1 protein-coding gene is annotated in these 3,096 nt (G+C 71.2%); it reads left to right on the top strand.

The window, feature by feature from the left end:
* Window positions 1-231 precede the first annotated feature (231 nt).
* Window positions 232-2,958, top strand: coding sequence for a DNA polymerase I (gene polA / locus TN53_RS40145; protein ID WP_046263808.1), 2,727 nt, complete (start codon window positions 232-234; stop codon window positions 2,956-2,958).
* Window positions 2,959-3,096 lie beyond the last annotated feature (138 nt).

Genomic DNA, 3,096 nt, shown 5'->3' with positions numbered 1-3,096 from the left:
GGGTGGCGGGGGCTGAGGGAGGCTCGGGTCGGGGAGCCGGCGAGCCGGCCCGCGGCGAACACGGTCTGCCGACAGCCGGCCTCGGAGGGTCACAGGGGCGCCCAACTCCTCGTCCCGGTCAACCTTTCGCCCTGGCCGCCTGCACGGCCGTGCCCGGGCGAGGGCGGTGCCGAACGGGCCTGAGCGTCGGATGGCGGCCGACTGTCAGTGCGGCGTGGCAGGATCGGGGTCGTGGCAGAGACAGCAGCGAAGCAGACCGACAACAGCCCCGGCGGCAGCCGCCCGCGCCTGATGCTCATGGACGGGCACTCGCTTGCCTACCGTGCGTTCTTCGCGCTGCCCGCGGAGAACTTCACGACCGCGACGGGCCAGCCGACCAACGCGATCTACGGCTTTGCCTCGATGCTGGCCAACACCCTGCGCGACGAGGCGCCCACGCACTTCGCGGTGGCCTTCGACGTGTCCCGCAAGACCTGGCGCTCCGAGGAGTTCACGGAGTACAAGGCCAACCGCTCCAAGACACCGGACGAGTTCAAGGGCCAGGTCGAGCTGATCGGCGAGGTCCTGGACGCGATGCACGTCTCGCGGTTCGCGGTCGACGGCTTCGAGGCCGACGACGTCATCGCCACGCTCGCCACCCAGGCCGAGGCCGCGGGCTTCGACGTGCTGATCGTCACCGGTGACCGCGACTCCTTCCAGCTCGTCAGCGAGCACACCACGGTGCTCTACCCGACCAAGGGCGTCTCCGAGCTGACCCGGTTCACCCCGGAGAAGGTGTTCGAGAAGTACGGTCTGACACCCGCCCAGTATCCCGACTTCGCGGCCCTGCGCGGCGACCCGTCCGACAACCTGCCGGGCATCCCGGGCGTCGGTGAGAAGACCGCCGCGAAGTGGATCAATCAGTTCGGTTCCTTCGCGGACCTCGTCGAGCGCGTCGAGGAGGTCAAGGGCAAGGCGGGCCAGAACCTCCGCGACCACCTGGAGGCGGTCAAGCTCAACCGCCGCCTGACGGAGATGGTCCGCACCGTCGAGCTGCCGAAGGCGGTCGCCGAGCTGGAGCGGGCGCCGTACGACCGCAAGGGCCTCGCGATGATCCTCGACACCCTCGAGATCCGGAACCCGTCGCTGCGCGAGCGCCTGCTGGCCGTCGACCCGGGCGCCGAGGAGGCCGAGCCGGCCCCGGCCGCGACAGCCGGTGTGGAGCTCGACGGCACCGTGCTGGGCACCGGCGAGCTGGCCGACTGGCTCAGCGGGCACACCACCGACACGCTCGGCGTCGCCACGGTCGACACCTGGGCGCTGGGCACCGGCTCGGTCGCCGAGATCGCCCTCGCGGCGTCCGGGGGAGTGGCCGCCTGGTTCGACCCGACCGAGCTCGACGAGGCCGACGAGACGGCGCTCGCCGCCTGGCTGGCCGACGCCGGCAAGCCCAAGGTCTTCCACAACGCCAAGGCCGCGATGCGCGTCTTCGCCGAGCACGGCTGGAGCATCGCCGGCGTCTCCATGGACACCGCGCTCGCCGCGTACCTCGTCAAGCCGGGCCGCCGCTCCTTCGACCTGGACGCGCTGTCCCTGGAGTATCTGCACCGGGAGCTGGCGCCCGCCGCCGCGGCCGACGGCCAGCTCGCCTTCGGCGCGGACGACGGCGCCGAGGCCGAGGCCCTCATGGTGCAGGCCCAGGCCATCCGCGACCTCGGCGAGGCCTTCACCGAGCGCCTCGAGGAGGTCGGTGCCACGGACCTCCTGCGCGACATGGAGCTGCCCACCTCCACCCTGCTGGCCCGCCTGGAGCGGCACGGCATCGCCGCCGACCGGGCCCACCTGGAGGCCATGGAGCAGATGTTCGCCGGCGCCGTCCAGCAGGCCGTGAAGGAGGCCCACGCCGCCGCCGGACACGAGTTCAACCTGGGCTCGCCCAAGCAGCTCCAGGAAGTCCTCTTCGGCGAGCTCGGCCTGCCCAGGACGAAGAAGACCAAGACCGGCTACACCACCGACGCCGACGCTCTGGCCTGGCTGGCCACCCAGACGGACAACGAGCTGCCGGTGATCATGCTCCGCCACCGCGAGCAGGCCAAGCTCCGGGTCACCGTCGAGGGCCTGATCAAGACGGTCGCGGCGGACGGCCGTATCCACACGACGTTCAACCAGACCGTGGCGGCGACCGGCCGGCTCTCCTCCACCGACCCGAACCTGCAGAACATCCCGGTCCGCACCGACGAGGGCCGGGCGATCCGCCGCGGGTTCGTGGTCGGCGAGGGCTTCGAATCCCTGATGACCGCGGACTACAGCCAGATCGAACTGCGCGTGATGGCCCACCTCTCCGAGGACGAGGGCCTCATCGAGGCGTTCACCTCCGGCGAGGACCTGCACACCACGGTCGCCTCGCAGGTGTTCGCGGTCGAGCGCGCGGACGTCGACGCGGAGATGCGCCGCAAGATCAAGGCGATGTCGTACGGACTGGCGTACGGCCTGTCCGCCTTCGGCCTCTCCCAGCAGCTGAACATCGACGCGGGCGAGGCACGCGCCCTGATGGACACCTACTTCGAGCGCTTCGGCGGTGTGCAGGAATACCTGCGCCGGGCCGTCGACGAGGCCCGGGCGACCGGCTACACGGCGACCCTCTTCGGCCGCCGCCGCTATCTGCCCGACCTCAACAGCGACAACCGCCAGCGCCGCGAGGCCGCCGAACGCATGGCCCTCAACGCGCCCATCCAGGGCACGGCGGCCGACATCGTCAAGATCGCCATGCTCAACGTCGACAAGGCCCTGCGGGAAGCCGGCCTCACTTCCCGCATGCTGCTCCAGGTACACGACGAAATCGTCCTGGAGATCGCCCCGGGCGAGCGCGCACAGGTCGAGGAACTGGTACGCCGGGAAATGGCGAACGCCGTGCAGCTGAGGGCCCCACTGGACGTCTCGGTGGGCGTGGGTCCGGACTGGGAGTCGGCAGCGCACTAGCCTTCGGCGTCGGGTGGGCAGGGTCGGGAAATGGGGGGAACTCACCACCGACGGCCAGGGCAGCTCACCTAGGGGCGCGGGGCTGTGTCGATGTGCGGCTCCGCCGCGGGGGCGCGACCAGCCCCCACGCCCCCGCAC

Source organism: Streptomyces sp. WM6386 (assembly GCF_000972385.1).
Taxonomy (GTDB): domain Bacteria; phylum Actinomycetota; class Actinomycetes; order Streptomycetales; family Streptomycetaceae; genus Streptomyces.
This window is presented reverse-complemented; position numbering and strand designations above follow the sequence as displayed.